The organism is Segeticoccus sp. (assembly GCF_035708005.1).
In genome coordinates this window covers 22,486-48,387 of sequence record NZ_DASSTI010000023.1, presented here as the reverse complement: position 1 = coordinate 48,387, position 25,902 = coordinate 22,486, and the positions used below count along the sequence as shown (strand labels likewise).

General features: G+C 72.6%; 32 protein-coding genes. 9 read left to right on the top strand and 23 right to left on the bottom strand.

What is annotated here, in order from left to right; translation table 11 throughout:
• Positions 1-572, top strand: a 572-nt coding sequence (locus VFL99_RS02600; RefSeq protein WP_325104763.1) for a hypothetical protein, incomplete at its 5' end; no start/stop codon positions are given.
• 20 nt (positions 573-592) lie between these two features.
• Here VFL99_RS02600 and VFL99_RS02595 read toward each other — a convergent pair.
• The 9 genes from VFL99_RS02595 to VFL99_RS02555 all read right to left on the bottom strand — a co-directional run bounded on the left by VFL99_RS02595 (position 593) and on the right by VFL99_RS02555 (position 8,447).
• Complete coding sequence (locus tag VFL99_RS02595) at positions 593-1,084, bottom strand: GNAT family N-acetyltransferase (RefSeq protein ID WP_325104762.1); 492 nt, start codon at positions 1,082-1,084, stop codon at positions 593-595.
• 80 nt (positions 1,085-1,164) lie between these two features.
• Positions 1,165-1,377 carry a hypothetical protein gene (locus VFL99_RS02590; protein ID WP_325104761.1) on the bottom strand — a complete coding sequence of 71 codons (213 nt, stop codon included), beginning with the start codon at positions 1,375-1,377 and terminating at the stop codon, positions 1,165-1,167.
• Positions 1,378-1,460: 83 nt separating this feature from the next.
• Positions 1,461-2,117 (bottom strand): DUF5753 domain-containing protein, encoded by a 657-nt coding sequence (locus VFL99_RS02585; RefSeq protein WP_325104760.1) that lies wholly within the window; start codon positions 2,115-2,117, stop codon positions 1,461-1,463.
• A gap of 136 nt (positions 2,118-2,253) precedes the next feature.
• Positions 2,254-3,249 (bottom strand): porphobilinogen synthase, encoded by a 996-nt coding sequence (hemB, locus tag VFL99_RS02580; RefSeq protein WP_325104759.1) that lies wholly within the window; start codon positions 3,247-3,249, stop codon positions 2,254-2,256.
• Positions 3,246-4,910, bottom strand: coding sequence for a bifunctional uroporphyrinogen-III C-methyltransferase/uroporphyrinogen-III synthase (locus VFL99_RS02575; protein WP_325104758.1), 1,665 nt, complete (start codon positions 4,908-4,910; stop codon positions 3,246-3,248). Before VFL99_RS02575 ends, hemB begins: the two co-directional genes overlap by 4 nt.
• Positions 4,907-5,986 carry a hydroxymethylbilane synthase gene (hemC, locus tag VFL99_RS02570; protein WP_325104757.1) on the bottom strand — a complete coding sequence of 360 codons (1,080 nt, stop codon included), beginning with the start codon at positions 5,984-5,986 and terminating at the stop codon, positions 4,907-4,909. Before hemC ends, VFL99_RS02575 begins: the two co-directional genes overlap by 4 nt.
• A complete protein-coding gene (locus tag VFL99_RS02565; protein WP_325104756.1) occupies positions 5,983-7,290 on the bottom strand; it encodes a glutamyl-tRNA reductase in 1,308 nt (435 codons plus the stop codon). The genes hemC and VFL99_RS02565 overlap by 4 nt, the downstream gene beginning before the upstream one ends.
• Positions 7,287-7,976, bottom strand: a complete 690-nt coding sequence (locus VFL99_RS02560) for a redox-sensing transcriptional repressor Rex (protein ID WP_325104755.1) — start codon at positions 7,974-7,976, stop codon at positions 7,287-7,289. The genes VFL99_RS02565 and VFL99_RS02560 overlap by 4 nt, the downstream gene beginning before the upstream one ends.
• Positions 7,977-8,114: 138 nt before the next feature.
• A complete protein-coding gene (locus tag VFL99_RS02555) occupies positions 8,115-8,447 on the bottom strand; it encodes a glutaredoxin family protein (protein ID WP_414713705.1) in 333 nt (110 codons plus the stop codon).
• 92 nt (positions 8,448-8,539) lie between these two features.
• Here VFL99_RS02555 and VFL99_RS02550 point away from each other — a divergent pair, with 92 nt between their 5' ends.
• Positions 8,540-9,511, top strand: a complete 972-nt coding sequence (locus VFL99_RS02550; protein ID WP_325104754.1) for an HAD family hydrolase — start codon at positions 8,540-8,542, stop codon at positions 9,509-9,511.
• 155 nt (positions 9,512-9,666) lie between these two features.
• Here the strand turns inward: VFL99_RS02550 and VFL99_RS02545 are convergent, their stop codons facing one another.
• The 3 genes from VFL99_RS02545 to VFL99_RS02535 form a co-directional block, all read right to left on the bottom strand.
• Positions 9,667-10,680: a lysophospholipid acyltransferase family protein gene (locus tag VFL99_RS02545; protein ID WP_325104753.1), complete on the bottom strand. Its 1,014-nt coding sequence runs from the start codon at positions 10,678-10,680 to the stop codon at positions 9,667-9,669.
• Positions 10,677-11,633, bottom strand: a complete 957-nt coding sequence (locus tag VFL99_RS02540; RefSeq protein ID WP_325104752.1) for an NAD-dependent epimerase/dehydratase family protein — start codon at positions 11,631-11,633, stop codon at positions 10,677-10,679. The genes VFL99_RS02545 and VFL99_RS02540 overlap by 4 nt, the downstream gene beginning before the upstream one ends.
• Positions 11,634-11,765: 132 nt before the next feature.
• Complete coding sequence (locus VFL99_RS02535; protein ID WP_003792170.1) at positions 11,766-11,864, bottom strand: 30S ribosomal protein bS22; 99 nt, start codon at positions 11,862-11,864, stop codon at positions 11,766-11,768.
• Between the two features lie 283 nt (positions 11,865-12,147).
• Between VFL99_RS02535 and VFL99_RS02530 the strand changes: the two genes are divergently transcribed.
• The 3 genes from VFL99_RS02530 to VFL99_RS02520 all read left to right on the top strand — a co-directional run bounded on the left by VFL99_RS02530 (position 12,148) and on the right by VFL99_RS02520 (position 14,206).
• Entirely contained in the window at positions 12,148-13,134 is a 987-nt protein-coding gene (locus VFL99_RS02530; protein WP_325104751.1) for a sensor histidine kinase, read from the top strand.
• Positions 13,127-13,807: a response regulator transcription factor gene (locus VFL99_RS02525; protein ID WP_325104750.1), complete on the top strand. Its 681-nt coding sequence runs from the start codon at positions 13,127-13,129 to the stop codon at positions 13,805-13,807. The genes VFL99_RS02530 and VFL99_RS02525 overlap by 8 nt, the downstream gene beginning before the upstream one ends.
• Positions 13,808-13,939: 132 nt before the next feature.
• On the top strand, positions 13,940-14,206 hold the full coding sequence (locus tag VFL99_RS02520; protein ID WP_325104749.1) for an SHOCT domain-containing protein: 267 nt from the start codon (positions 13,940-13,942) through the stop codon (positions 14,204-14,206).
• Positions 14,207-14,335: 129 nt separating this feature from the next.
• Here the strand turns inward: VFL99_RS02520 and VFL99_RS02515 are convergent, their stop codons facing one another.
• Positions 14,336-14,536 carry a helix-turn-helix domain-containing protein gene (locus VFL99_RS02515; protein ID WP_325104748.1) on the bottom strand — a complete coding sequence of 67 codons (201 nt, stop codon included), beginning with the start codon at positions 14,534-14,536 and terminating at the stop codon, positions 14,336-14,338.
• Between the two features lie 225 nt (positions 14,537-14,761).
• Positions 14,762-15,958 (bottom strand): acetoin utilization protein AcuC, encoded by a 1,197-nt coding sequence (locus VFL99_RS02510; RefSeq protein ID WP_325104747.1) that lies wholly within the window; start codon positions 15,956-15,958, stop codon positions 14,762-14,764.
• Positions 15,959-16,054: 96 nt separating this feature from the next.
• Here VFL99_RS02510 and VFL99_RS02505 point away from each other — a divergent pair, with 96 nt between their 5' ends.
• Positions 16,055-16,723, top strand: a complete 669-nt coding sequence (locus tag VFL99_RS02505; protein WP_325104746.1) for a potassium channel family protein — start codon at positions 16,055-16,057, stop codon at positions 16,721-16,723.
• Between the two features lie 34 nt (positions 16,724-16,757).
• On the opposite strand, the gene VFL99_RS02500 is transcribed toward VFL99_RS02505, so the two are convergent.
• The 8 genes from VFL99_RS02500 to VFL99_RS02465 form a co-directional block, all read right to left on the bottom strand.
• Positions 16,758-17,291, bottom strand: coding sequence for a GNAT family N-acetyltransferase (locus tag VFL99_RS02500; RefSeq protein ID WP_325104745.1), 534 nt, complete (start codon positions 17,289-17,291; stop codon positions 16,758-16,760).
• Between the two features lie 181 nt (positions 17,292-17,472).
• Positions 17,473-17,952, bottom strand: coding sequence for a GNAT family N-acetyltransferase (locus VFL99_RS02495; RefSeq protein ID WP_325104744.1), 480 nt, complete (start codon positions 17,950-17,952; stop codon positions 17,473-17,475).
• Positions 17,949-18,752, bottom strand: coding sequence for a pyrroline-5-carboxylate reductase (gene proC / locus VFL99_RS02490; RefSeq protein WP_325104743.1), 804 nt, complete (start codon positions 18,750-18,752; stop codon positions 17,949-17,951). The genes VFL99_RS02495 and proC overlap by 4 nt, the downstream gene beginning before the upstream one ends.
• A gap of 7 nt (positions 18,753-18,759) precedes the next feature.
• Positions 18,760-19,713 carry a proline dehydrogenase family protein gene (locus VFL99_RS02485; RefSeq protein WP_462283430.1) on the bottom strand — a complete coding sequence of 318 codons (954 nt, stop codon included), beginning with the start codon at positions 19,711-19,713 and terminating at the stop codon, positions 18,760-18,762.
• Positions 19,714-19,934: 221 nt separating this feature from the next.
• Positions 19,935-20,669 carry an ABC transporter permease gene (locus VFL99_RS02480; protein ID WP_325104742.1) on the bottom strand — a complete coding sequence of 245 codons (735 nt, stop codon included), beginning with the start codon at positions 20,667-20,669 and terminating at the stop codon, positions 19,935-19,937.
• Entirely contained in the window at positions 20,666-21,415 is a 750-nt protein-coding gene (locus VFL99_RS02475) for an ABC transporter ATP-binding protein (protein ID WP_325104741.1), read from the bottom strand. The genes VFL99_RS02480 and VFL99_RS02475 overlap by 4 nt, the downstream gene beginning before the upstream one ends.
• 70 nt (positions 21,416-21,485) lie before the next feature.
• Entirely contained in the window at positions 21,486-22,067 is a 582-nt protein-coding gene (locus tag VFL99_RS02470) for a TetR/AcrR family transcriptional regulator (RefSeq protein ID WP_325104740.1), read from the bottom strand.
• Positions 22,064-22,867, bottom strand: coding sequence for a sugar phosphate isomerase/epimerase family protein (locus VFL99_RS02465; RefSeq protein WP_325104739.1), 804 nt, complete (start codon positions 22,865-22,867; stop codon positions 22,064-22,066). The genes VFL99_RS02470 and VFL99_RS02465 overlap by 4 nt, the downstream gene beginning before the upstream one ends.
• Before the next feature lie 120 nt (positions 22,868-22,987).
• Between VFL99_RS02465 and VFL99_RS02460 the strand changes: the two genes are divergently transcribed.
• The 3 genes from VFL99_RS02460 to VFL99_RS02450 all read left to right on the top strand — a co-directional run bounded on the left by VFL99_RS02460 (position 22,988) and on the right by VFL99_RS02450 (position 24,927).
• The gene (locus VFL99_RS02460) at positions 22,988-23,857 is read left to right on the top strand and encodes a hypothetical protein (RefSeq protein WP_414713706.1); all 870 of its coding nucleotides are present in this window, start codon (positions 22,988-22,990) and stop codon (positions 23,855-23,857) included.
• Entirely contained in the window at positions 23,854-24,549 is a 696-nt protein-coding gene (locus VFL99_RS02455; protein WP_325104737.1) for a class I SAM-dependent methyltransferase, read from the top strand. The genes VFL99_RS02460 and VFL99_RS02455 overlap by 4 nt, the downstream gene beginning before the upstream one ends.
• Positions 24,550-24,681: 132 nt before the next feature.
• Positions 24,682-24,927 (top strand): hypothetical protein, encoded by a 246-nt coding sequence (locus VFL99_RS02450; RefSeq protein WP_325104736.1) that lies wholly within the window; start codon positions 24,682-24,684, stop codon positions 24,925-24,927.
• A 3-nt stretch (positions 24,928-24,930) separates the two neighbouring features.
• Here the strand turns inward: VFL99_RS02450 and VFL99_RS02445 are convergent, their stop codons facing one another.
• The gene (locus VFL99_RS02445; RefSeq protein ID WP_325104735.1) at positions 24,931-25,782 is read right to left on the bottom strand and encodes an SCO family protein; all 852 of its coding nucleotides are present in this window, start codon (positions 25,780-25,782) and stop codon (positions 24,931-24,933) included.
• Between the last annotated feature and the right edge of the window lie 120 nt (positions 25,783-25,902).

The following is a 25,902-nucleotide window of genomic DNA, read 5'->3' as shown; positions in this document are numbered from 1 at the left end:
GGCCCGCGCCCGACGACGCCACGCTGCTGGCGGACCTGCGGTACGACCCGTCGGGGATGACGGCCGAGAACCTCGACTACTACGACTTCCTCAACCGGCTCGCCGGCGCCGTGGAACAGCTGAAGCAGGCCGGACTGTGGGACGACGCCCACCCGTGGCTCAACCTGCTGCTGCCCGGCGACCAGGCAGCCGAACTGGCCGGGCCCATCCTGTCCGGACTCGGGCCCGACGACGTCGGCGCCGGCGGTGTCGTCCTGCTCTACCCGCTGTGCCGGGAACAGCTGCACACGCCGCTGCTGCGCATGCCCGACGACCCGGTGCCGTACCTGCTGGCGGTCCTGCGCACCTGCCCGCCCGAGGACGACACGACCGTCGCACGTCTGCTGACCGCCAACCGCGCCGCCTACGAGACGGTCCGCGACCACGGCGGCAAGCAGTACCCGGTCGGTTCTGTGCCCTTCGACGGCGACGACTGGCGTGACCACTTCGGCCCGGCCTTCCCGGCCCTGTCCGACGCCCGCCACTGCTACGACCCCGCCGGCAACCTCACCCCGGGCCAGGGCGTCTTCTGAGCCTTTCCCCCTGAAACGCCTCAGAGCGGGCGGTACCTGACGTGGAGACCGACATAGCCGTACTCCGGGTGGCGGAAGGACTCCGGGACGGTGCCGACGATGTCGAAGCCCAGCGACTCGTACAGCGCCACCGCGTGCGTGTTGGTCTCCACCACGGCGTTGAACTGCATGCCGCGGTACCCCTCGGCCAGCGCCCAGTCCAGGCTGTTGCGGCACAGGGCCCGTCCGACACCGCGGCCGGCGTGGGCGGGGGCGACCATGTAGCTCGCGCTCGCCACGTGGTCGCCGTTGCCCTGCCGGTTCGGGTTCATCTTCGCCGTGCCCAGCACCTCGCCCGACGCCTCGTCGACGGCGACCACGGTGCGGCCCGGGGCAGGCTGGAGCCACAGCTCCCGGCCCTCCTCGCAGCCGAGGTCGAGGCGGTAGGGGTAGGTCTCCCCCGCGGCCACGATCTCGTGGAAGAAGGGCCAGACCGCCGGCCAGTCCTCGCTCGTGGCCTCTCTGATCTGCATGGCACAAGAGTGGCCGGGCCGGCCGCCGGGCCGCCAGCGGTTTTCGCCCGCCGGCACTACACCTTGTCGACGAGGCGCGCCTAGCCCTCGGCACGGGCGCAGTGCGCCCCGCAGAACCAGCGGCCGCCCGACTCGACTCCCTGCCCGATGATCTGCACCCGGCAGTGCTCGCAGATCGGCGCCATCCGGTGGATCGCGCAGGCGAAGGAGTCGAAGACGTGCCGGGCACCGTCCTGCGTCTCGATCGTGAAGGTCAGGTCGTAGTCGTTACCGCATACCTCGCAACGTGCCATGCGAGGCATGCTCGGCAGTCACGTCCCGCCGGGCAAGATCCGCCGCGGCGGGTCGCCGCGGCGGCACCCGCCCGGCCCACGCCTCACCGGGCGGCCTCCTCCGCCGCGCGGGCGAGCCGCTCGATCAGCTCCTTCGACGCGCCGGGCGTCAGCGCCAGGTCCCGGACCCGCTCGAAGGCGAGCCGCAGCCGCAGGAACTTCTCCGGGGCCTCCGTCAGCTCGCCGCCGACGCGGGTCTCCTGCCACGCCAGCGCCCCGCCGTGCCCCTGCCACAGCAGCGTCAGTGCACCGTCGGGCAGCCCGTGCAGCCCGGCACGCAGCGGCAGCACCTGCAGCACCACCAGGTTCAGGTCGACGCAGCTCGTCAGGTGACACAGCTGGTCCCGCCACACCTTCGGGTCGGCCGTCGGCCGGCGCAGCGCCGACTCGTCCAGGATGACGCGGACCTCGGGTGCCGGTTCGCGGAAGAGCACGTCCTGCCGGTCGACGCGCTCGGCCACCCGGAGGTCGATCCACGCCTCCACCGACGGGCTCTCGGGATCGGCGGCGATCACCTCGCGGGCGTAGGCCCGGGTCTGCAACAGGTCGGGCAGCGTGGTCGCGTACTGGTGGAGCACCTTCGCGCTCGACTCCTCCGCGAGGTAGCGCGACCGGCTCTCCGCCTGCCACCGGGCGTGCACCGCCTCGGCGATCCACACCCGCTCCTCCGCCATGTCGGGCGTCAGCAGTTCGTTCTTCACGGCCCCTCCTCGATCGGGATCCCGTCAGCGACAGGTCCGATTACAGCAAGTGACCGTCCTGCTGCCCACAGGCCTCCGAGAAGGTCCCCCGAAGAGGCGGCGAAGTTGTCCACAGCCGGTGGACGGCCGCGCCGGACTACCCCGCCCGCCGCAGCCGCCTGGCGGCCTCGACCGCCCAGTAGGTCAGGATCACGGTGGCACCGGCCCGCTTGAAGGCCGTCAGGGTCTCCATGATCGCCGCGTCACGGTCGATCCAGCCCTTCTCCGCGGCCGCCTCGACCATCGCGTACTCGCCGGAGATCTGGTACGAGCCGACCGGCACGTCGACCCGCTCCGCGACGTCGCGCAGCACGTCCAGATAGGGCAGGCCCGGCTTGACCATCACCATGTCGGCGCCCTCCTCGAGGTCGAGGGCGACTTCCCGCCGCGCCTCGCGGGCGTTGGCCGGGTCCTGCTGGTAGGTCTTCCGGTCGCCGGTCAGCGAGGAGGCCACCGCCTCACGGAACGGACCGTAGAACGCCGAGGCGTACTTCACCGCGTACGCGAACAGCGACACGTCCGTGTGCCCGGCCGCGTCCAGCGCGGCGCGCACGTGGCCGACCTGGCCGTCCATCATGCCGCTGGGCCCGAGCATGTGCGCGCCGGCGTCGGCCTGCACACGCGCCATCTCGGCGTACCGCTCCAGCGTCGCGTCGTTGTCGACACGCCCCTGGGCGTCCAGCACGCCGCAGTGGCCGTGGTCGGTGTACTCGTCCAGGCACAGGTCCGACATGAGCACCAGCTCGTCGCCGACCTCGGAGCGCACGTCCCGCAGGGCGACCTGCAGGATGCCGTCCGGGTCGGTGCCCTGCGACCCGACCGCGTCCTTGACCTCCGGCACGCCGAACAGCATCAGCCCGGCCACACCCGCCTCGACCGCCTCCACGGCCGCCTTGCGCAGCGTGTCCCGGGTGTGCTGCACCACGCCCGGCATCGTCGAGACCGGCACCGGCTCCCTCGCGCCCTCCCGCACGAACGCGGGCAGGATCAGGTCCGAGGGGTGCACCCGGTGTTCGGCCACCATGCGCCGCATCGCCGAGGTGGTGCGCAGACGGCGCGGACGCGCGGCCGGAAACCTGCCGTAGGTGGTCACGACGACCGTGCCCTCCTCCGCGCCGGCCGCTTCTCGCTCGGCCGCTTGACCGTTTCACCCGCCTCGACGGCCGCCGCCCGGCGCTTCGCGCCGAAGTCGGCCAGCGCCTCGGCCAGCTTGTGCACGGACGGCTCGGGCGAGAGCACGTCCACCCGCAGGCCGTGTTCCTCGGCGGTCTTGGCCGTGGCCGGGCCGATGCACGCGACGACGGTCGAGGGGTGCGGCTTGCCGGCGATGCCGACGAGGTTGCGCACCGTCGAGCTCGAGGTGAAGCAGACCGCGTCGAACGCCCCGCTCTTGATCGCCTCGCGGACCTCGGCGGCCGGCGGAGCGGCGCGGACCGTCCGGTAGGCCGTCACGTCGTCGACCTCCCAGCCCATGTCCTGCAGTCCGGCGACGAGGGTGTCGGTGGCGATGTCCGCCCGCGGCAGGAAGACCCGGTTGATCGGGTCGAGCACCTCGTCGTAGGGCGGCCACACCTCGAGCAGGCCCTTGGCCGAGTGGTCCTCGGCCGGCACGAGGTCGGGCTCGATGCCCCAGTCGCGCAATGCCTGGGCCGTGACACCGCCCACTGCGGCGATCTTCAGACCGGCGAAGGCCCGGGCGTCCAGGCCGAACTCGACGAACTTCTCGCGGATCGCCTTGACCGCGTTCACCGAGGTGAACCCGATCCACTCGTAGCGCCCGGTGACCAGGCCCTTGACCGCGCGCTCCATCTGCTGCGGCGTGCGCGGCGGCTCGACGCTGATCGTGGGCACGACATCACTGGTCGCGCCGTAGGAGGTGAGCCGGGCGGTCATGCTGCCGGCCTGGTCCTTGGTGCGGGGCACCAGGACGTTCCAGCCGAACAGCGGCTTGGTCTCGAACCACGACAGCTTCTCGCGCAGGTCGACGGTGTTGCCCACGACCGCGAGGGAGGGGAAGTGCACCTGCTGGCTCTGCATCAGCTCGGCCACCTGCCCGAGGGTGGTGGTGTGCGTCACCTGGGTGGTGCTGGTGCCACGCTCGGTCAGCGCGACCGGGGTCTCCGGCTTGCGGCCGGCGTCCAGCAGCTTGGCCAGCGCCGACGCGAGCACCTCCGGCGTGCCGAGGACGACCACGGTCACCGAGTCCGCCACCGAGGTGGACCAGTCGATCTTGGTGTCGGAGCCGCTCACCACGTGCACCGCGGTCGACTTGCTGCCGGTCACCGGGATTCCGGCGTAGCTCGGCACGGCGGACGCGGTGCTCACGCCCGGCACGATCTCGAACGGCACGCCGGCCTTCTGGCAGGCGAGCGCCTCCTCGGCCAGGCCGTTGAACACAGCCGGGTCGCCGTCCATCAGGCGCACGACGAGGCCGTCGTCGTGCGGTCGGTCCGTGGTGGTCGCCTTGGCCGTCTTGACGACGAGCTTGGCGCGCGAGGCGTGGGTCAGCGGTTGGCCCTGCTCGCCGTGGCCGGCGTCGACGATCTCGACGTCGCTGCGGGCGAACTGGCGCACGAAGTCCTCGCGGCTGACCTGGTCGATGATGACCGCGTCGGCGGCGGCGAGGTATTCCGCCGCCCTCCTGGTCACCAGGCCCGGGTCACCCGGACCGGCGCCGACGAAGGCGACGCGGGCGGTGGCCTTGGACTTGCGGTTGGCTGTGCTGGCGTTGGCGGCCGAGCGGGTGGGGGTCACTGAGCACGCTCCGTAACGATGTCGTCTGGACGGGACGCTGGGTCAGGTGCGGAAGTCGACGAATCGGCTGACGCACGGGGCTTTTCGGGTGATGGGACCGCTGGTGCAGGGTGCGGGTGCGACGCGATGGTCCCGGTCGCGTCGTGGGAAGACGTGTCGCCGGACGCCACCAGGTCTGCCGCGCCGTCGCCCAGCAGCAGCTCCGCGAGCTCGCGGCCGACCTGGTCGGCCCCGGTGACGCGGCCGCTGCGGGAACGGCGCAGCCCGGCCGTGCCGTCCTCCCGGCCGATGAAGGCCTCGAGGGTGAGCACCGGCTGGGTGCCGTGGCTGGCCATGCTGATCCGGGCGCGGGCGCCGATCGGTGCCGTGCAGCCGGCCTCCAGCGTGGCGAGCAGCGACCGCTCGGCGGCCACCTCTGCCCGGCTGCGCGGGTCGTCGATCGCGGACAGCAGCTCGATGGTCGGGTCGTCGTCCGCGCGGCACTCCACCGCCAGCGCGCCCTGGCCGGCCGCACCCAGCACGTCCTCCGGCTCGAGGGTGTCGGTCGCCTCGTCGAGCCGGCCCAGCCGGGCCAGCCCGGCGCGGGCCAGCACGATCGCGTCGACCTCGCCGCGGCGCACCAGCTGGATGCGGGTGTCGACGTTGCCCCGGATCGGGCGGATCTCCAGCCCGAGCCCGAGGGCGGCGAGCTGGGCGGCCCGGCGGGGGGCGCCGGTGCCGACGACCGCTCCGCGCGGCAGGTCGTGCAGCCGCAGCCCGTCGCGGGCGACGAGCACGTCACGCGGGTCCTCCCGCTCGGGCACGGCGGCGATCACCAGACCCGGTTCGGGAGCCACCGGCAGGTCCTTCAGGGAGTGCACGGCGAGGTCGATCTGCCCGGTGAGCAGCGCCTGGCGCAGCGCGGAGACGAACACCCCGGTGCCGCCAATGGAGGTCAGCGGCGCGGTCGAGGTGTCCCCGAAGGTGGTCACCTCCACCAGCTCGCACGCGTGCCCGTGCTCGCCGAGCCGGTCGGCCACCCACTGCGACTGGGTGGTGGCCAGCGTGCTGCGTCGGGTTCCGAGTCGAAGGCTCATGTCACCGGTCCCTTCTCGGGAGGGACCGAGACGGCTGCGACGTCGTGCGGGTCGAGGTCGAACAGCTCGCGCAACGCCTGCTCGTAGTCGCCGCCGCTGCCGTTGCCGGCGAGCTCCTTGATCCGGACGGTCGGGGCGTGCAGGAGCTTCTCGACGACCCGGTGCACCGTCAGCTGCACCTCCGCCCGCTCCTGCTCCGACAGCCCGGGGAGGCGCTGGTCCAGCCGGCCCAGCTCGGCCGACACGACGTCGGCGGCCCGCGAGCGCAGCGCGGCGACCGTGGGCGCCACCGCCTTCGCCCGCCGCCCGGTGAGGTAGGCCGCCACCTCGCTGGTGACCAGGTCCTGCACCGGCTTGAGCCGCACCTCGGAGCCGGCCCGCTCCAGCGAGCGGCCCAGTTCCTCCAGGCCGACGACCCGCGTGTCGGGAAGCTCCCCGACGGCCGGGGCGACGTCGCGCGGAAGGGCCAGGTCGACATACACCTGGGGAGCGCCACCGCGACGTGCGCGCGCAGCGGTAGCCATCTCGGCGGTGACGATGTGCCCGGCCGCCCCGGTGCACGAGAGCACCACGTCGGCGTCCGCGAGCGCGTCGGCGAGCTCGGACCAGTCGCGGGCGCGGCCGGTGACGGTCTCGGCCAGTCGGCGGGCCTTCGCCGCGGTGCGGTTGATGACGGTCAGCGACCCGGCCCCCTCGCGGGCCACGGTCGCGGCGGCGAGGCTGCTCATCGAGCCGGCGCCGACGACGAGCACGTGCCGGTCCTGCACCGGTCCGACGACGTCGGTGGCGGCCGCCAGCCCCGCCTCGAGGAGGGACAGGCTCACCTTGTCGAGGTCGGTCTCGGCGTGGGCGCGCTTGCCGACGCGCAGGGCCTGCTGGAACAGGGTGTTCAGCACCGAGGCGGCGCGCCCGCGACGCTGGGCACCGCGCAGGGCGTGGCGCAGCTGGCCGAGCACCTGCCCCTCACCGACGGCCATCGAGTCGAGTCCGCACGCGACGGAGAACAGGTGGGCCACGGCGCGGTCCTCGTAGTGGACGTAGAGGTGGTCGCGCAGGTCTCCCATCGGCAGGCCGGTCGCCCGCGAGAGCGCGTCCCCGATCTCGGAGACGGCCCCGTGGAAGGTCGCGGCGTCGGCGTAGACCTCCACCCGGTTGCACGTCGCGACGACGACCGCCTCGCCGACACTCTCACCGGCGTGCACCGTCTCGGCGAGCCCCTCGGCACGGTCCGGGGCGAGGGCGACCCGCTCCAGCAGCGCCATGGGGGCCGACCGGTGCGACAGCCCGAGCACGAGGACGCTCACTGCGCCACCTCCTGCAGGTCGGTCGGCAGGCCGGTCCCCTCGGCGAGCTGCTTGCGCTGCTCGTGGAAGGCGAGGATCTGCAGCTCCATGGACAGGTCCACCTTGCGCACGTCCACCCCGTCGGGCACGGACAGCACGCAGGGCGCGAAGTTGAGGATCGAGCGGACTCCGGTGGCCACGAGACGGTCGGCGACGATCTGCGCCGAGCCCGCAGGCGTCGTGATCACGCCGATCGCGACGCCGTGCGTGGTGACGATCTGCGGCAGCTCCTCCATCGAGGTGACCCGCAGCCCGGCGATCGGGCGGCCGATGACGTCGACGTCCTCGTCCAACAGGGCCACGACGCGGAACCCGCGGGTCGCGAAGCCGGAGTAGGCCGCGAGCGCGTGGCCCAGGTTGCCCATGCCGACGATGACGACCGGCCAGTCCTGGGTGAGGCCCAGCTCGCGCGACATCTCGGCGGCGAGCAGCTCGACGTCGTAGCCGACACCGCGCACCCCGTAGGAACCGAGGTAGGACAGGTCCTTGCGGAGCTTCGCCGAGCGCACACCGGCGGCTTCAGCGAGCTCCTCGGAGGAGACCGAGACGATGCCGTTCCCGACGAGCTCGGTCAGTGCCCGGAGGTAGCCCGGTAGCCGCGCGACGGTGGCGTCGGGAATCCCACGGCGGGTGGGGTCGGCGGTCACGGGCGCACCGGCTCCTCTCTGCGAGAGACCGCGCTATATCAAACCCGCGGTCTGGAGGATTGGGGTCCCCCCAACACTAGGCGTTTGTGAACGCAGGCACAAAGTCGCGCGAACGGCATACGGTCTGGTATTTGGGGCTCATCGGCGCACTCCCTCGGCCAGCGCGGCGCGCAGCCGGGACTCCTCCACGCGCCAGTAGTCGTGCTGCCTGCCGTCCACGAGAGTGACCGGGATCTGTTCGGCGTAGCGGGAGGCCAGCTCCGGGTCGTCGAGGATGGACAGCTCACGCCACCCCACGTCCAGATCGTGGGACACCCGCCGGATCACCTCCCGGGCGTCGTCGCACAGGTGGCAGCCCGGCTTGCCGACGAGGGTGATCCGCGGCTCGCTCCGGCCCTGGGGGTCGTTCGGGTCGCTCACCCGGTCGGCCGGCACGTCGGTCGGCCGGTCACCGTGGTCGTTCGCCTGCACCCCCCGACGGTATGCCGGACACGCGCCTCCCGGCGAATCCTGCCCGCCGCTGGGCACCGGCGGGCAGGCGGGCGGCCCGTAGGGTGGTGGGCATGACGCAGTTGCTGCGCCGTCGGCGCCGGGCCCGGGGCGGCCTCGACGAGCCCGCCGACGGGGTGGCGGAGACGCAGGAGGCGCAGAAGCCTGCCACGGAGCAATCTGCGGTGGCGGAGCCGGCGGCGGAGGAGCGGCTCGAGACCAGCCGCGGGCCAGCAGCGGCCGCCGAGCTGGGGCCCGAGGCCGCACCGGCGCAGCCGGGTTCCCACGAGGGCGTCGCCGCGTTCTTCGACCTGGACAACACGGTGCTGCGGGGCGCGAGCATCTTCTTCCTGGCCCGGGGGATGTGGCAGCGCGAGTTCTTCGGCGTCCGCGACATCGCCGCGATGGCCTGGAAGCGGCTGCACTTCTCGTTGGTGGGCGAGAGCCTGAAGCACGTCGACGAGATCCGGGAGCAGGCGCTCGGCGTCGTCGCCGGCCGGTCGGTCGCCGAGATCAACGCCGCCGGGGCCGACATCTACGACGAGGTGATGGCCCAGCGGCTCTGGCCGGGCACGGTCGCGCTGGCCCGCCAGCACCTCGCCGACGGCGACCAGGTCTGGCTGGTGACGGCCAGCCCGGTCGAGCTGGCCGAGATGATCGCAGGTCGGCTGGGCTTCTCCGGGGCGCTGGGGACGATCGCCGAGCAGCGCGACGGGGTCTACACCGGGCGGCTGATCGGCGACCTGCTACACGGGGAGGAGAAGGCCGCCGCCGTCCGGGCGCTGGCCGACAAGCACGGCCTGGACCTGCAGCGGTGCTCGGCGTACTCGGACTCGGCCCACGACATCCCGCTGCTCTCGCTCGTGGGCGACCCGTGCGCGGTGAACCCGGACTCCAAGCTGCGCGCGCACGCCCAGGCCCACGGCTGGCGGATCCGGGACTTCCGCACCAAGCGCAAGGTCGCCAAGCACGGGCTGCAGGCGCTCGGGGCGACCGCGCTCACGGGCGTGCTTGCCGCCGCCGGCGCCCGCCGCCTCCGCCGCTGAGAACGACCACGCACCACGACCACGCAGCAGCAGCGGCCTTGGCGGGCACCCCGGAACCACGACTGTTGCTGAAACCCCGCCGCTCAAGGGGACCGCGAATCCTCAGCAACAGCGGCCACGGGCCGGCGTCCCTGGTGCCGTTGGCGGAGCCGCCGTCAGAAGAAGACCGAGCCGCGCTGGAGCAGCAGCGAGTAGAGCGTCTGCTGGATCGTCTCGCGGACCTGGTCGGTGAGGTCGAAGACGAGCATCGGGTCGTCGGCACCCTGGACGCCGTAGGAGGTGGTGTCCAGCGGCGTGCCGAACTCGATGATCCACTTGCTCGGCAGCGGCACCAGCCCGAGCGGTCCCAGCCACGGGAAGGTGGGGGTGACCGGGAAATAGGGGATCCCGAACGTGCGGGCGAGCCCGGTGAGGTTGCCCAGCAGCGGGTAGATCTCCTCGGCGCCCACGATCGAGCACGGCACGATCGGCACCTGCGCGCGCAGCGCCGCGGCGACGAACCCACCCCGGCCGAACCGCTGCAGCTTGTAGCGCTCGCTGAACGGCTTGCCGATGCCCTTGAAGCCCTCGGGCCACACGCCCACGAGGTGCCCCTCCCCGAGCAGCCGCTCGGCGTCGGGGTTGCAGGCCAGCGTCGAACCGCTCTTGCGGGCCACCTCGCCGACCACCGGGCTGCGGAAGACGAGGTCGGCGGCGAGCATCCGCAGGTGCCGGCGGTTCGGGTGCTCGTCGTGCACGGCGACCTGGGTCATCAACGAGTCGAACGCGATCGTCCCGGAGTGGTTCGCGACCACCAACGCCCCGCCCTGCAGCGGCAGGTGCTCGATGCCGCGCACCTCCACCCGGAACCACGACTGGTAGAACGGCCTCAGCAGGGGCAGGAAGACGTGCTCGGTCAGGTCGGGGTCGAAGCCGAACTCGTCGACCGCGTAGTCCCCGGCGACCCGACGGCGCAGGAAGGCGAGCGTCTCGGCGACCTGCCGTTCGGCGGCCTCCCCGCTCAGCCCGCGCGCCGCCGCGGCGCTGCGCAGCAGCTCGACGGCCAGCGCCACGAGCGCCTCGACACCGGTGTCCGGAGCGGGCCCGTCACCGCTCATCCCGTCCCACGGCCCCGCGGGTCCGGAGCCGCCACCCCCGGCGGTGGAGCCGCGCGGCGACTGCCGGTTCATGCGCCCCGCCTCCCGGCGTCCACCAGGTCGACGAACGCCTCACGCGTGGTGAACCGCGGCTCCAGGCCGAGCACCTCCCGCATCCGGCGCGTGTCCAGGCTGCGCCCGAAGGAGAGGAACTGCTGCTGCTCGCCGGAGAAGTCGGCCAGTCCGGCGCGGCGGACCAGCTGTCCGACCGCGCTGCCCGCGACGCGCGGTAGCGGCAACGGCGCCCGGTGGGCCAGCCGCACCGCCTGTCGGACAGTCAGCGTCCCGTCCCCGGCGACGTTGACCGTGCCCAGTCCCTCCCGCTGGGTCGCGAGCACCAGGGCGCGCACCGCATCGTCCTCGTGCACGAACTGGAGGCGGCCGTCATACCCCAGGGGCGTGGGCACGACCGGGAGCGAGAAGTAGTCGGTCAGGCTGGTGCGCATGCCCGGGCCGACGATGTTCGCGAACCGCAGCACGGCGACGTCGACGTCCGGCCGACGCCGGCCGAAGCCGCGCACGTAGCCCTCGACCTCCATCGAGTCCTTGCCGAAGCCGGTGCGAGGAGCGACCTGCGGGTTCATGTCCTCGGTGAACACGGCCGGGTCGTGCGGCGAGGAACCGTAGACCGACGCCGAGGACTTCACCACCATGTGCCGCACGCTGTCGGCCTTCTGGCAGGCAGCAAGCAGCTGCATGGTGCCGATGACGTTGATCTCCTTCTGCGAGGAGCGCCCCCCGGCAGCCACCGGCGTGGAGAGCATGTTCATGTGCACGACGGTGTCGACCTCGGCGCGGGTGAGGATCTTGCCGACCACCGGGTTGCGGATGTCGGCCCGGACGAACTCCGCGCCGCCGATGTCGTGCGGCGGCGGGAACAGGTCGGCGCCGATCACCCGGTCGACCTCGGGGTCCGCCGCCAGTGCGCGGGCCACGGCGCCCCCGAGGTGGCGGGACACCCCGGTCAGGAAGACCACCTTGCCCACACGTTCACCTCCCGCGGGTCGCTCGCCGCCGTCCGGCCGATCCTAGCGACGCGAAGACCCCCGCACCGTGCCGTGTGAGCCGGTGGGGGGCCTGCCGTGCGCGCCCGAGCAGCGCGCCGGGCCGAGGTTGGCCTACTTCTTGTTGCGACGCTGGTGACGCGTCTTGCGAAGCAGCTTGCGGTGCTTCTTCTTGGCCATGCGCTTGCGGCGCTTCTTGATGACGGAGCCCATGCGTGAACCTTTTCGTGTTGGTGCTGCGGGGAAAGTGCCGACGCGAGTGGTCTGAGCACCTCCCGGATGCGCGCACCACGCCGAACATTCCGCGTCAGCGTACCGTCCGCCGGGGGTCCCACCCAATTCCGCCCTCGACGCGCGAGCGCGGCCGCCGCCGCACCACTCCCCTCCGAGTCGCCGCACCACTCCCCTCCGAGCCGCCGCACCACTCCCCTCGGAGCAGCCCGGCTACTCCCGGCGGAGGTCGCCGGTGGACACCCGTCGTCGCTACCGTCGCTGCATGCGCAGCTGTGGTGGGCGACGATTCCTGCCTGCCTTCGTGCCCATCGCCGTGGTGGTGGCGATCATCCAGGTGTTCGGCTCGTTCGGCTCCGCGCGCTACCACCACGGGCACGTGAACGGCCTCGGCGTCGCACTGCTGCTCATCGGCCCGCTCGCCATCGCCACGCTGCAGAAGTGGCGCTTCGCCCCGCTGGCCGTCGCGCTGGCGGCCACCATCACCTACGTCGCCCTCGACTACCCGGTCGGGCCGGTCTTCCTGTCGCCGGTGGTCGCCCTGCTTCTGGAGGGCGTCCGGACCCGTCGGGAGCGGTGGGCGGCTGCGCGCCGCGAGCAGGCCATCGCCCGCGAGCGCGCGGACAGCGAGCAGCGCATGGAGATCGCCCGCGAGCTGCACGATGTGATCGGCCACAGCCTCAGCGTGATCAACGTCCAGGCCGGGGTCGCGCTGCACCTGCTGGAGGACCACCCCGAGAACGCCCGCCCCGCACTCACCACCATCAAGTCGGTCAGCCACGAGGCGCTCACCGAGGTCCGTGCCGTGCTCGAGACGCTCCGCGACCCCCAGTCCGCCACCCGCGCCCCCGCGCCGCGCCTCACCGACGTGCCCGCCCTGGTCGCGCAGACCTCGGGTGACCCGGTCGACTGGCAGCTCGAGGTCAGCGGCACGCGCGGTGCGGTGCCCGCTGCCGTGGACAGCGCGGCATACCGGGTCGTGCAGGAGGCGATGACCAACGTGCGCCGGCACGCCCACGCCGGCCACGGCCACATCGCGCTCCGGTATGCCGAGCGCCAGGTGACCGTGCAGGTCACCGACGACGGGCAGGGACTGGGCAACGCGGCGGACTCCCGAGGCACCGGGCTGGCCGGCATGCGGGCCCGGGTGGAGGCGCTCGGCGGCAGTTTCACGGTGCGTGACCGGCAGCCGCACGGCGTGGAGGTGTCCGCCCAGATCCGTTGGCATGCGAAGGAATCAACTGATGACTGAACCGATCCGCGTCGCCCTTGTCGACGACCAGGCGCTGCTGCGCGCCGGCTTCCGGGTGTTGCTCGACGCCGACCCCGGCATCGAGGTGGTCGGTGAGGCCTCCGACGGCGACGCGGCGGTCACCCTCGTGCGCGAGACCGTGCCCGACGTGGTCCTCATGGACATCCGTATGCCGGGCACGGACGGGTTGGCGGCCACCCGCGAGATCTGCGCCGACCCGGGGCTGAGCGGGGTACGCGTGATGATCCTCACCACGTTCGAGCTGGACGAGTACGTCTTCGAGGCACTGCGGGTCGGCGCGAGCGGGTTCCTGGTCAAGGACACCGAGCCGACCGACCTGCTCGCCGCGATCCGCTCGGTGGCCGCGGGCGACGCTGCGCTGTCCCCCAGCATCACCCGGCGCCTCATCGACCACGTCAGTAGCCGCGCCGACCGGCGCCCGGACCAGGCGCAGCTGCGTCGGCTGGCGGAGCTCACCCCGCGCGAGCGCGAGGTGGTGGCCCTGGTCGGTGAGGGGCTGACCAACGAGGAGATCGCCGGCCGGCTGTTCCTGTCGCCGACGACGGCCAAGACCCACGTCAGCCGGGCCATGGTCAAGGTCGGCGCGCGTGACCGGGCGCAGCTGGTCGTGCTGGCCTACGAAGGTGGGCTGATCCGGCCCGGCTGGCTGTGACCTGCCCGCTGCTACTCCCCCGGCGGTAGCGCCGAAGCCCCCGGCGGGACGACGACGAAGACCTGTCGGCCGCCCGATCGTGGTGGTGTCGGCGATCGACGCCGGCAGCTCCTCGAGAAGGAAGGCCCACCCATGCTCACGCTCGCGACCGCCCTCACTGCCGGCCCTTGGCACGGGGGCGGGTTCCACTGGTGGTTCCCGTTCATCCCCCTCGTGTGGTTCCTGCTGATCATCCTGTTCTTCGGCTTCGTCGTGCGCCGGCTCTGGTGGCGCGGCGGTGACCACGGCTCCGGCCACTCGGCCGAGAGTGTGCTCGGGCGCCGCTTCGCCGAGGGGGACATCGACGAGCAGGAGTACCGCCGGCGGCTCGAGGTGCTGCGCGACACCCGCCGGCGGTAGGGGCCGCGGGGCGCCGGGCGTCCCGGCGCCCAGGCGGCCGGTCGCGCAGGGCGGGTTCTGCCACCGAGCCGGGGTTGCAACCGGGGCCCGGCGCACGAAACACGTCCCGTGGTCGTCAGGCCGTCGTCGTCAGGCCGTGCTGGTGTAGGACTTGCGCAGGTAGTCGTGCACCGCGTCCTCGGGGACGCGGAAGGAGCGACCGACACGGACCGCCGGCAGGTCGCCGGCGTGCACCAGGCGGTAGACGGTCATCTTGGAGACACGCATCATCGAGGCGACCTCGGCCACGGTCAGGAAGTTGACCTCGCCGAGCTGGGGCTCGTCTGCCATGGGGAACCTCGATCGTCATGGTCGGCTGGACAGCCCGGCATCGGGCCGGCTGCTCGTTCCGACGTTTCACGGTCACGATAGAGGCTGTTGGGGCAGTTGGGAAAGTCAAGTGTGGCCAAATCTTTGACAAGTCCAGTCGACACGCCGGTCAAGGGTGGGTCAATTCCCCCTCGACGGACGGCGCTCACCCGCTCCGCCGACGCCCTCGATCGACGAAGTCGGCCCTCAGTCGAAGAACATGTCCAACCCGTGGCTCGGGAAGACCGCCTCCCGGGTGGCCATGACGGCGTGGTCCACGGCGTCCTCGGGGTTGTAGCCGACCTCCCAGGAGCGCCACCACATCCGACCGCCCTCGGCGACGCCGTCCCCCATCCGCAGCGGGGCGTGCCGGCCGTAGAGCTGCAGCACGTGCTCGCGCCACCCGGCCGGCACGTCCGACTCCAGCGGGATCGGCTGGTGGGCGGCGATCGCGGTCAGGTGCGCCCACGCCCGCGGCACCACGTCGACCACCTCGTAGCCGCCCCCGCCGAGCGCCACCCACCTGCCCTCGCAGACCTCGTGGGCCAGCGCATGCAAGGAGTCGTATGACGTGCGCTGGGCGTCGATCGACAGGGCCAGGTGGGCGAGCGGGTCGGAGTAGTGGGAGTCACAGCCCTGCTGGGTGACGAGGACGTCCGGCCGGAACGCCCGCAGCAGCGCCGGCACCACGGCGTGGAAGGCGCGGAGCCACGCGGCATCCCCGGTGCCGGGTGGCAGGGCGACGTTGGCGGCGCTCCCCCGCGCGTCCGGGCCGCCGCAGTCCCCCGGGAAACCGGTCCCCGGGAAGAGCAGCCGACCACTCTCGTGCAGCGAGATGGTCAGCACCCGGGGGTCGTTCCAGAAGATCCGCTCCACCCCGTCCCCGTGGTGCACGTCCACGTCGACGTAAGCGACCTTCTCGGCTCCGTGGTCGAGCAGCCACTGGATACCCACGGCCACGTCGTTGTAGATGCAGAAGCCGGAGGCGTGGTCGGCCATCGCGTGGTGCAGGCCGCCGCAGAAGTTCACCCCGTGCTCGGCGCTGCCTTCCCAGACCGCGCGGGCCACGTCGACGGTGCCGCCGGCGATCCTGGCCGTCACCTCGTGCATGCCGACGAACGCCGGGTCGTCCTCGGTGCCGAGGCCACGCTCGACGTCGGCCCGCTCGGGGTGCTCCGACGCCGCCCGGACGGCGGCGACGTAGGCGGGGTCGTGGACGGTCTCGAGCAGCTCGTCGCTGGCCAGGTCCGGCACCACGACCTCCACCCCCGGCAGGTCGAGCAGGCCGAGCTCGCGGCACAGGCGCACGGTGAGGTCCAGGCGCACGGGGCTCATCGGGTGGCCGTCGCCGAAGTTGTAGCCCGTGAAACGCTCGTCCCAGATGACACGCGCCTGTGTGGCCATGCCGGAACGCTACACACACCGGAGCGGACGGTTACGCGAGGATGAGATCTCGCAAGCACCCGGCATACCGCCGAGACGGACTGGACAGGAGTTGGGATGCCCAAGAACCGGATGTATGACGAGGACGCGCTCGTCATCGGCCTGGGCCGCTTCGGGTCGGCCGCTGCCCTGGAGATGCAGCAGCTCGGCTACCGGGTGACGGCGGCCGAGCGCGACCCCGACCGCGCCGAGCGGTACTCCGGCAAGCTCGCGCGGGTGGTGCCGGTGGATGCGACCGATCCGGAGCAGCTGCAGCAGCTGCGGATCCAGAACTTCCGCATCGCCGTGGTGGCCGTCGGTACGTCCGTGGAGTCCTCGCTGCTGGCCGCCGGCAACCTCGTCGACGCGCAGGTCCCCTCCATCTGGGCCAAGGCGGTCAGCCCGGAGCACGGGCGCATCCTCACCCGCATCGGCGTCCACCACGTCGTGTTCCCGGAGCACGACTCCGGGCACCGGGTCGCCCACCTGGTGAACGAGCGACTCAAGGACTACATCGAGTTCGACGACGGCTACGCCATCGCGAAGATGACCCCGCCCAGCGAGATGGTGGGCTTCACGCTGGGGCAGAGCCAGATCCGCAGCAAGTACGGCGTCACCGTGGTGGGGGTGAAGGCCCCCGGGGAGGGCTTCACGTATGCCGTGCCGGACACCAAGGTGGGGGCGCACCACGCGCTCATCGTGAGTGGGCCGCGGGAACTGATCGGGCGGCTGGCGGCGCGCCCCTGAGGTCGCGCCAGAGGTCAGGGCGGGGCGCAGGAGGTCAGTGCATGAGCGAGCTGGGCACCGACCCAGGGTCGCTGCCGAGGGGGAGGATCATCGCCATCTCCTCCTCGCCGTCCTCGCTGCCGCTGACCCGCATGGGGCGGCGCTGGTCGGTGGGCCGGAAGCCGAAGCTGCTGGCGAAGGCCACGCCCCGGCCGTTGTCGGTGCCGACCCAGTAGACCAGGTGGGTGCGGTCGTCGTCGCGGGCCTGGGAGGCGCCGGCCTCGACCAGCCGCCAGGCGACGCCGGAGCCGCGGGCCTCCGGGCGCACCCAGAGCCCGAACAGCTCGCCGACCTGGGGGTTCTTGCGCGACTGCCCCACGGACACCACACCGGTGGGCGTGCCGTCGACCTCGGCCAGCAGCCGCCGTGACCGGCGCATGCGCGCGCGCCAGAACTCCTCGTCATAGCCCTGCTCGTCGGCGTAGCTGGCGACGAAGGCCTCCGGGGACTCCTGCAACGCCTCGAGACGGACCTGGCGGTAGTCGGCCCAGTCATCTTCCCCGAGGGGGCGCACGGTGATGTCGCTCATGCGCCCCACCCTTCCATGTCCGGGGAGCCGGCCGCGATGCCCCCCGGTAAAGAGTGGGTATCCAGAGGGTCACGAACCCCGTGCGGAAGCAGGGCTGGAGCGGGGTGTCGGCGCCGGGGACGTGCCGATCCACGCGGTGCCCGGGTACGCCGGTGTGCGGATCCGCGGGGTCGGCGCCGCGTCAGCCCAGCTCGCGGGCCATCTGGTCCTCCCAGGCGTCCTGCCGGCCGGGGACCAGCTGGCGTCGTCCGGTGAACCGGAAACCGCACCGCTCGTAGAAGCGCCGGGCCCGGTCGTTGCCCTCGACCACGTCGAGCAGGACGCGCGGGTGCCCCAGCTCGGCCGCCCGACGGCAGACCGCCTCGACCAGCACCTCGCCGGCACCGCTGCCGCGGAACGGCGGCGACACCCACATGCCGATGAGGTTGGCCTCCCGCCCGTGCAGGACCAGTCCGGCGGCACCGACCGGGGCGCCGTCGCGCTCGGCGAGGTGGTGGTCGCAGGCGTGCAGCACCTCGCGCCAGTCCGCTTCCGTGCGCTCGACCGCCTGCTCGTAGCGGGAGGCGAACGCGTCGGGGGCGTCCTGCAGCATGCGCAGCCGCACCTCCCGGTAGACCTCCCAGTCGTCCGGCGCGAGCCGGCGGACCCGAAGGTCGCTCACTGCCCGGAGGCGAGCTCGTGCGAGCGGCGGGCGGCCGCCTCGATCGCGGTCAGGAACGCGGCCCGGACCTTGTGGTCGTCGAGCTGGCGCAGCGCGGACATGGTGGTGCCGCCGGGGCTCGAGACCTGCTCGCGCAACACGGTCGGGTGCTGACCGGTCTCCTTGAGCATCGTCGCGGAGCCGTAGAGGGTCTGGACGACCAGCTCGGTGGAGGTCGCGCGCGGGACGCCGAGCAGCACGCCGGCCTCGATCATCGCCTCCACCACGTAGAAGATGTATGCCGGCCCGCTGCCGCTGATCGCGGTGACCGCGTCCAGGTGCCGCTCGGCCAGGCGGACCACCTTGCCGCAGGAGCGCAGCAGCTCCTCGGCCTCGGCCAGGTGCCGGTCGTCGCAGTGCCGTCCGGGGCTGACCGCCGCCATCCCCTGGTCGACCAGGGCGGGGGTGTTGGCCATGACCCGCACCACCGGCGTGCCGTCCGGCAGCCGCTGCTCGAGGAAGCCGGTGGTGATGCCGGCGGCGAGGCTGACCACGAGGTTGCCCGGGCTCAGGTGCGGGGCCACCTCCTCCAGCAGGGCCCCCATGTCCTGCGGCTTGACCACGAGGACGAGGGTGTCGGCGGCCTCGGCGGCCTCGGCGTTGCCCAGGACGCGGACGGAGTACTGCTCGGCCAGCGCCTTGGCCCGCTCGGGGTCGCGCTCGGTGATGAGGAGGTCCTCGACCGGCCGGCCGGCGCGGATGAGCCCGGACAGCAGCGTCGAGCCCATGACGCCGGCGCCGAAGATCGCCAGAGTGCTCATGCTGGCCTCACCCCTTGCTGGTCAGGGAACGCAGGAAGAACATCAGGTTGGCCGGCCGTTCGGCGAGCCGGCGCATGAAGTAGCCGTACCACTCCTCGCCGTAGGGCAGGTAGACGCGCATCTGGTCGCCCCGCTCGGCGATGCGGCGCTGCTCCTCGGGGCGGATGCCGTAGAGCATCTGGAACTCGTAGCTGTCCCGCTCCCGGCGGGTGCGCACGGCCAGCGCCCGGGCGATCTCGACCAGGCGCGGGTCGTGGGTGGCGACCATCGGGTAGCCGTCCCCCTCCATGAGGACCTTCAGGCAGCGCACGTAGGAGCGGTCCACCTCGGAGCGCTTCTGGTAGGCCACCGACTCCGGCTCGCTGTAGGCGCCCTTGCACAGCCGCACCCTGCTGCCCTCGTGCGCCAGGGCCCGGCAGTCCGACTCGGTGCGGTAGAGGTAGGCCTGCAGCACGGCCCCGACCCACGGGAAGTCCTGGCGCAGCTCGCGCAGCGCCCCGAGCGTGGCGTCGGTGCTGGTGTGGTCCTCCATGTCCAGGGTCACGGTGGTGCCGGCGTTCGCGGCCGCCTGGCAGATCTCGCGGGCGTGCTCGAGGGCGACCTTGCGACCCTCACCGGGCAGCGCGCCGCCGAGCGCGCTGAGCTTGAGGCTCACCTCGACCTTGCCGCCGCGCGTGATCCCCTGCTCGGACAGCGCCGAGATGATGGCCAGGTAGGCGTCCCGCGTGTGCTGCGCCTGCCCCAGGTCGAGGGTGTCCTCGCCCAGGTAGTCGATGGTGCCCATGCGGCCCGTGTCGCAGAGCTCGCGAGTGGCGTTGACCGCGTCCTCGAGGCCCGCTCCGGGGACGTAGCGGTGCACCAGCGACCGGCTCACCGGGGCCTTCTCCACCAGGTCACGCACCCGGTTGCTCGCGGCGAGCTGGAGCAGTCCCTGGCGCAGCACGCCACTGGCATCGATCACGGGGTCCTCCCTGGGAGTGGGCAGCGCGGGTGCGCCGTCAACGGTATCCCCGTGGCCGCCTCCGCACCGATCCGGTATGCCGTGCCTCACCCGGCTGCCGCGCGAATCGTTGCCGCCGATCATTGTGGCGTCTTGGCTGCTGGAGCGACCGAAACGTCACAATGATCGGCGGCGGTGATGGGGGACGATGAAACGGCGCGGTATGCCGTGCCTCGCCCCGGTCAGGCCGTGCGCCGGCGCAGCGTGGTGGAACCGAGCACCAGGGCGGCGAGCAGGAACCCGACGACGACCGCCAGGTCCCGGCCGACGTCACCGCCGGGGTCGGCCTGACCGGTGACCGCGACCATGGCGTCGACCGCATAGGACAGCGGCAGCACGTCGGAGAGCCAGTGCAGCACGTCCGGCAGCTGGTCCCGCGGGATCAGCAGCCCGCACAGCAGGAACTGGGGCAGGACGAAGGCGGGCATGAACTGCACGGCCTGGAACTCGGTCCGCGCGAACGCGCTGGCGAACAGTCCGACGGCCGCGCCGAGGACGGCGTCGAGCACCGCGACCACGACGAGCATCCAGACCGGTCCCTGGACCTGCAGCCCGCACACCCAGATGGCGAAGCCGGTGGCGACCAGCGCCTGCACGACGGCGAGGCCGCCGAAGGCGACGGCGTAGCCGGTGAGGAAGTCGCCCTTGCCGAGGGGCGTGGCGAGCAGCCGCTCGAGCGTGCCGGAGGTCCGCTCACGCAGTGTGGCGACGCTGGTGACGACGAACATCACGACGAACGGGAAGATCCCGAGCAGCGGGCCGCCGATCCGGTCGAACAGCGGTCCGTCGCCGTAGATCCAGGCGAGCAGCCCGAGCAGCACGCACGGCACGACGACGAGCAGCCCGATGGTGCGCGGGTCGGCGCGCACCTGGCGCAGCACCCGGGCCGCGGTGGCGAGGGTCAGCCGGGGGTTCACCGGTGCACCTCCTGTCGTTGGCCGGCCTCCCGGCCGCCGCGTTCGATCAGGGTGAGGAAGGCGGTCTCCGCGTCCGCGGCACCGGTCCGGGCGAGCAGGCCGGCGAGGGTGTCGTCGGCGAGGACCTCGCCCTCCCGCAGCAGCAGGAGCCGGTCGCACCGGGTCGCCTCGTCCATCACGTGACTGGAGACCAGCAGGGTCGTGCCGGCCCCGGCGAGCCGGTGGAACAGCTCCCACAGGTCCCGGCGCAGCACGGGGTCGAGCCCGACGGTCGGCTCGTCGAGCACGAGCAGCTCCGGGTCCCCGACCAGGGCCGCGGCCAGCGAGACCCGCGAGCGCTGGCCGCCGGAGAGCCGGCCGACCCGCTGGTCGGCGTGGTCGGCGAGGTCCACGGCTGCCAGCGTCCGCTCGACCGCGTCCGGTGCCGCGCCCAGGATCGTGGCGAAGTAGGTGAGGTTGGCACGGACGGTGAGGTCGTCATACACGCTGGGGGCCTGGGTGACGTAGCCGACGCGGGAGCGCAGGACGGCGGAACCGGCCGGCTCCCCGAGCACGGTGACGCTGCCGCCGGCGACCCGTTGGACGCCCACGACCGCCCGCATGAGGGTGGTCTTGCCGCTGCCGCTGGGACCGAGCAGCCCGATGACCTGCCCGCGCGGCACGTCCAGCGAGACCCTCGGCAGCACCACGCGCTCGCCCCGCACCACCCGCAGGTCGCGGCAGCTGATCGCGGCCATGTCATTCATCACGCGATGAAATCTACTCCGCGCGGGCGCCGGCAACAATCCCCTCGGGCCACCTTCGTGTGGTGCCCGGTCAGTCCTCCGTGAGGTAGCGCTGGAGGGTCGGCGCCACCTGCTCCACGAGGCGGGCGAGCGGCACGTCGGTCACCTGCGGCACCCGCACGACGTACCGCAGCATCGCCAGGCCGATGAGCTGGCTGGCCACCAGGGCGGCCCGCTCTCCCCCGTCGGGCGACACCGCGGCGGCCCCGATCCGGCCCACGATCTCGCGCGCGACGAACTCGCGCAGCATCCGCCCGGCGTCGTCGTCGGAGACCGCCGAGCGGACCAGGGCGACGAAGCGCTCGCGCGACTCGGGCACCTCCCAGATCGCGAAGAAGCCGGCGGCGATGCGCTCCCCGAGCTGCTCCGGCGGCCCGGCCACCATCGCCCCGATCCGCTCCGCCGGGTCGAACGGCAGTCGCATGGCCTCGACGAACAGCTCGCGCTTGCCGGCGAAGTAGTGGTGCACCAGCGCCGGGTCGACGCCGGCGTCCCGGGCGATCCCGCGCAGCGACGCCGCCTGGTAGCCCTTGGAGGCGAAGACCCGGGAGGCAGCGTGCACGATCTCGGCGCGGGTGTCGGTGCCGGCCGGGCGGCGTCCCCGGGGGCTCACGTGCCCACTGCTCCCAGGTGCAGCCGCGCGAACGCCAGCGACTCGGCGAGCGCGAGCTCCCGCTGGTCCGGATCCATCCGGCGGGTGCCGACCTCGACCACGACGGCGCCCGGGAAGCGTTGCGCCGCCAGACGTTCCAGCAGCTCACCGCACGGCTGGGCGCCGTGCCCGGGGACGAGGTGCTCGTCCTTGTTGGACCCCAGCCCGTCGGCGAGATGGATGTGCGCGAGCCGGTCGTCGAGCGCGTCGGCCATCGCGAGCGCGTCGGAGCCGGACGTCGCCGTGTGCGACAGGTCGAGCGTGACGTGCCGGTAGTCGTAGCCGACGGGGTTCCAGTGCGGCAGGTAGGCCAGCATCTCCCGGCCGCCGGCGCGCCACGGGAACATGTTCTCCACGGCCAGCCGGATGCCGGTCTTCTCCTCGCGCTCCCGCACGCCGTCAACGAACTCCAGCGCGTAGTCCCGCTGCCAGCGGAACGGCGGGTGCAGCACGACGGTCTCCGCGCCGAGGTCCTGGGCCAGCTCGATGGAGCGGTCCACCTTGTGCCACGGGTCGGGCCCCCACACCCGCTGGGTGAGCAGCAACGTGGGCGCGTGCACCGACACCACCGGTATGCCGTGCAGCTGCGACAGTGCCCGCAGCGCGCCGGACTCCTGGCTGGTCGGGTCGGTCCACACCATGACCTCGACTCCGTCGTAGCCGAGCCGGTCGGCCACGTCGAAGGCCCCGGCGCACGAGTCGGGATAGCAGGAGGCGGTCGAGAGCAGGACCGGGCACTCCGCGGCATCCACGGGACTCATCGTCCGCTCCCGTACCGCCGCATGCCCCGAGGTTATCCAGCACCCGAGGCGGGCGACGCGCGCCGGTGAGCGCTCGGCATACCGGGCGGTGCGGCACCTAGGCTGGGAGGCGTGCCAGAGATGCCCTCCAACGGTCCCCGCACGTGGGTCGAGTTCGTCGACCCGGACGACGCCGACCAGCGCTTCCGCTGCGACCTGACCTGGCTGACCTCGTCGTGGACCTGCATCTTCGGTGCCGGCTGCCAGGGGATCTACGCCGACCGCCCGGACGACGGGTGCTGCACCCTGGGGGCGCACTTCTCCGACGAGGACGACCAGCAGCGGGTGGCTGCCGTGGTCGAGGAGCTCGGCGAGGACGAGTGGCAGTACCACTCGGTCGGCCACGACCAGGGCTGGACCGAGCTCGAGGACGGCGAGCCGAAGACCAAGGTGGTCGACGGGGCGTGCATCTTCCTCAACCGGCCCGGCTTCCCCGCCGGCGCCGGGTGCGCGCTGCACCAGCACGCGCTCCTGGAGGGCCTGCCGCCGCACACGGTCAAGCCGGACGTGTGCTGGCAGCTGCCGATCCGGCGCACCTACCGCACCGTCGAGCTCCCGGACGAGACGTCCTACCTGGAGATCAGCATCGGCGAGTACGAGCGCAGCGGGTGGGGGCCGGGCGGGCACGACCTCGACTGGTACTGCTCGGCGAACAGCGAGGCGCACGTAGGCCGCGAGCCGCTGTTCCGCAGCAACGCCGCCGAGCTCACCGAGCTCATGGGCAAGTCCGCGTATGACGTGCTGGTCGCCCACTGCGAGCTGCACCTGCTGGCCGTCCGTGCCGCCCGAGAGGCGGGGGGCCGCACGATGCTGCCGCTGCTCGTGCACCCGGGGACCCGCCAGGCTCAGCGGGAGCACCGGAAGGCGCGCCGTTCCGCCGCCGAGCCGGCCACGCCGACGGCCAACCCCTCCGGGAAGGCGTCGGCGGGCGGCAAGAAGCGCAAGCGGTGACGCACGCGATCCCCTCGCCCAACATCTGGAACGCCCCGGACGTCTACGAGGTCGAGAACCGAGGGGTGGACCCCGACGGCGTCCTGCTGGACGCCATGCGCCGCCTGCAGGACTGGCGCGGGCTGCGGGTGCTGGACCTCGGCTGCGGTTCGGGCTTCCACCTGCCGGTGTTCGCGGCCGACGCCGCTCGCGTGACGGGGGTCGAGCCCCACGCACCGCTGGTCGAACGCGCGCGCTCCCGGGTCGCCGGGGTCGACCTGTCGAACGTCGAGGTCCTGCAGGGCGCGGCGCAGTCAATGCCGTTGCCGGACAATGTGGTTGACGTGGTGCACGCGCGTTGGGCCTACTTCTTCGGTCCCGGCTGCGAGCCGGGGTTGGCCGAGCTGGAGCGGGTCGTCGCCCCCGGCGGGATCGCGTTCGTCATCGACAACGACGCCAGCCGCTCGACCTTCGGGGCATGGTTCCGGCGGGCGTGGCCGGCATACGATCCGGTTGCGGTGCAACGGTTCTGGACACGGCGGGGCTGGCAGCGCGAGCCGCTGGAGATCCGCTGGGCGTTCGGCTCACGCGCGGACTTCGAGCAGGTGGTGCGCATCGAGTTCACGCCGCAGGTGGCGGACTGGATCCTCGAGCACCACGAGGGCTCCGGCGTGGACTACGCCGTGAACCTCTGGTGGCACCGCTTCGGCTGACCGTCGACCGTCACCCGCCCCTGCGCCGGGAGCCAACCCCCGCGACCGACGACGCGGTCGGTGGCGTTTCGCTCGTGCTCGGACCCGGGAAACGCCACCGGCGGGGTCGTCAGTCGGGAGGCGTCTGCGAGCATGACCGGGTGCGCGAAGAGCTACGTCGCCCAGTTCGCCGAGGCGGAAGGCTTCGCCCACACGCACTTCCACCTCATCCCGCGCCCGGCGGACCTGGCCGAGGACCGTCGCGGCCCGAACGTGTTCGGCTACCTCGGCGTGCCGGAGGGCGAACAGGTGCCCGCGGCCGACCAGGACGAGCTCGCACGCCGGCTCCGCACCGCCATCGCCGAGGCACTGGGCCTCCCGGAGAAGGCCGGGACCTGACCCTCAGGACAGGTGGTGGCCGGTGAGCCAGCTGACCACCTTCAGGGCCTGCGGCTCGGTCCACGCCTCCTTCGAGGGGTGCGCGAGGTTCTTCCGGCCCGCGTCGTTGAGGAAGCTGCGCAGCCGCTTCGGCAGCAGGCTGGGATCCGTGACGTGGGGCGGCCCCTCGAGCACGAAGCGCTCGTGCTGCCGGCCGTCGAAGAAGAACACCTCGTCGGAGTGGGCGACGTCGTAGGTCAGCTTCTGCCCCGTGCGCCAGTTGCGCGGAGCCGGGCCCGGCTCGTGGATCTTGCTCTCCGGCGTCTTCTGGCGCCACACGCCCAGGGTGTCCCACCACCGGTTGAGCACCTTCGGGGACCCGGTGAGCAGCGTCCAGTTCTTCGGCGCGTGCGGGAACAGCTTGCGGTAGGCCGCCAGCTGCGTCGTGGTGTCCCTGCGCGGGTCGACCGTGATGCTGAGGAACTCGACCTTGTCGCCGAGGCCGGCCTTCTCCACGTCGCGAGCGGTCTGCACGACGGTGGCGGTGTCGAGGGGGCAGGTCTCCTGGCACAGCGTCATCGCGTCGGAGACGACGAGCACCTTGCCCCGGAACTGCTTGAGCTGCACCGGGTTTCCGTGCGCGTCTCGCAGCGGCAGCTGCATCAGCGCCGACGCCATCGGCTGGTCGACGCGCGTGCCGATCTGCGCTCCGGGGCCGGATGACGGGTCCTGCGCAGCCGTCCCGCCGCTGCCCGTCGCGGCCCCGCCGCACGCGGCGAGCAGGCCCGTGCCCAGGGCGACGGAGACGAGGGCAGCCAAGCGGCGGCGCACCGGCATACGACTCCTGCGGGGACCGACGTTGCTTCCCTGCACCACCCCAGCAGTATGCGCGGCGCCTGGCTCGGCACGGCGAGCGCCCCGTGGTGGGTGGCTCGCTGTCGCGTTCCGGTGAGTCCCGCGGATCCCGTCGCACCCGCCGCCGGCGGGTGACACAGT

What these genes read in the sequence shown, in the direction of transcription:
- VFL99_RS02595 (WP_325104762.1), bottom strand. Translation starts at nt 1,084, where the DNA reads ATGCAGATCAGAGAGGCCACGAGCGAGGACTGGCCGGCGGTCTGGCCC.
- VFL99_RS02590 (WP_325104761.1), bottom strand. Translation starts at nt 1,377, where the DNA reads ATGGCACGTTGCGAGGTATGCGGTAACGACTACGACCTGACCTTCACG.
- hemC (WP_325104757.1), bottom strand. Translation starts at nt 5,986, where the DNA reads ATGAGCCTTCGACTCGGAACCCGACGCAGCACGCTGGCCACCACCCAG.
- VFL99_RS02550 (WP_325104754.1), top strand. Translation starts at nt 8,540, where the DNA reads ATGACGCAGTTGCTGCGCCGTCGGCGCCGGGCCCGGGGCGGCCTCGAC.
- VFL99_RS02545 (WP_325104753.1), bottom strand. Translation starts at nt 10,680, where the DNA reads ATGAACCGGCAGTCGCCGCGCGGCTCCACCGCCGGGGGTGGCGGCTCC.
- VFL99_RS02535 (WP_003792170.1), bottom strand. Translation starts at nt 11,864, where the DNA reads ATGGGCTCCGTCATCAAGAAGCGCCGCAAGCGCATGGCCAAGAAGAAG.
- VFL99_RS02530 (WP_325104751.1), top strand. Translation starts at nt 12,148, where the DNA reads ATGCGCAGCTGTGGTGGGCGACGATTCCTGCCTGCCTTCGTGCCCATC.
- VFL99_RS02525 (WP_325104750.1), top strand. Translation starts at nt 13,127, where the DNA reads ATGACTGAACCGATCCGCGTCGCCCTTGTCGACGACCAGGCGCTGCTG.
- VFL99_RS02520 (WP_325104749.1), top strand. Translation starts at nt 13,940, where the DNA reads ATGCTCACGCTCGCGACCGCCCTCACTGCCGGCCCTTGGCACGGGGGC.
- VFL99_RS02515 (WP_325104748.1), bottom strand. Translation starts at nt 14,536, where the DNA reads ATGGCAGACGAGCCCCAGCTCGGCGAGGTCAACTTCCTGACCGTGGCC.
- VFL99_RS02510 (WP_325104747.1), bottom strand. Translation starts at nt 15,958, where the DNA reads ATGGCCACACAGGCGCGTGTCATCTGGGACGAGCGTTTCACGGGCTAC.
- VFL99_RS02505 (WP_325104746.1), top strand. Translation starts at nt 16,055, where the DNA reads ATGCCCAAGAACCGGATGTATGACGAGGACGCGCTCGTCATCGGCCTG.
- VFL99_RS02500 (WP_325104745.1), bottom strand. Translation starts at nt 17,291, where the DNA reads ATGAGCGACATCACCGTGCGCCCCCTCGGGGAAGATGACTGGGCCGAC.
- proC (WP_325104743.1), bottom strand. Translation starts at nt 18,752, where the DNA reads ATGAGCACTCTGGCGATCTTCGGCGCCGGCGTCATGGGCTCGACGCTG.
- VFL99_RS02475 (WP_325104741.1), bottom strand. Translation starts at nt 21,415, where the DNA reads ATGAATGACATGGCCGCGATCAGCTGCCGCGACCTGCGGGTGGTGCGG.
- VFL99_RS02465 (WP_325104739.1), bottom strand. Translation starts at nt 22,867, where the DNA reads ATGAGTCCCGTGGATGCCGCGGAGTGCCCGGTCCTGCTCTCGACCGCC.
- VFL99_RS02460 (WP_414713706.1), top strand. Translation starts at nt 22,988, where the DNA reads ATGCCCTCCAACGGTCCCCGCACGTGGGTCGAGTTCGTCGACCCGGAC.
- VFL99_RS02450 (WP_325104736.1), top strand. Translation starts at nt 24,682, where the DNA reads ATGACCGGGTGCGCGAAGAGCTACGTCGCCCAGTTCGCCGAGGCGGAA.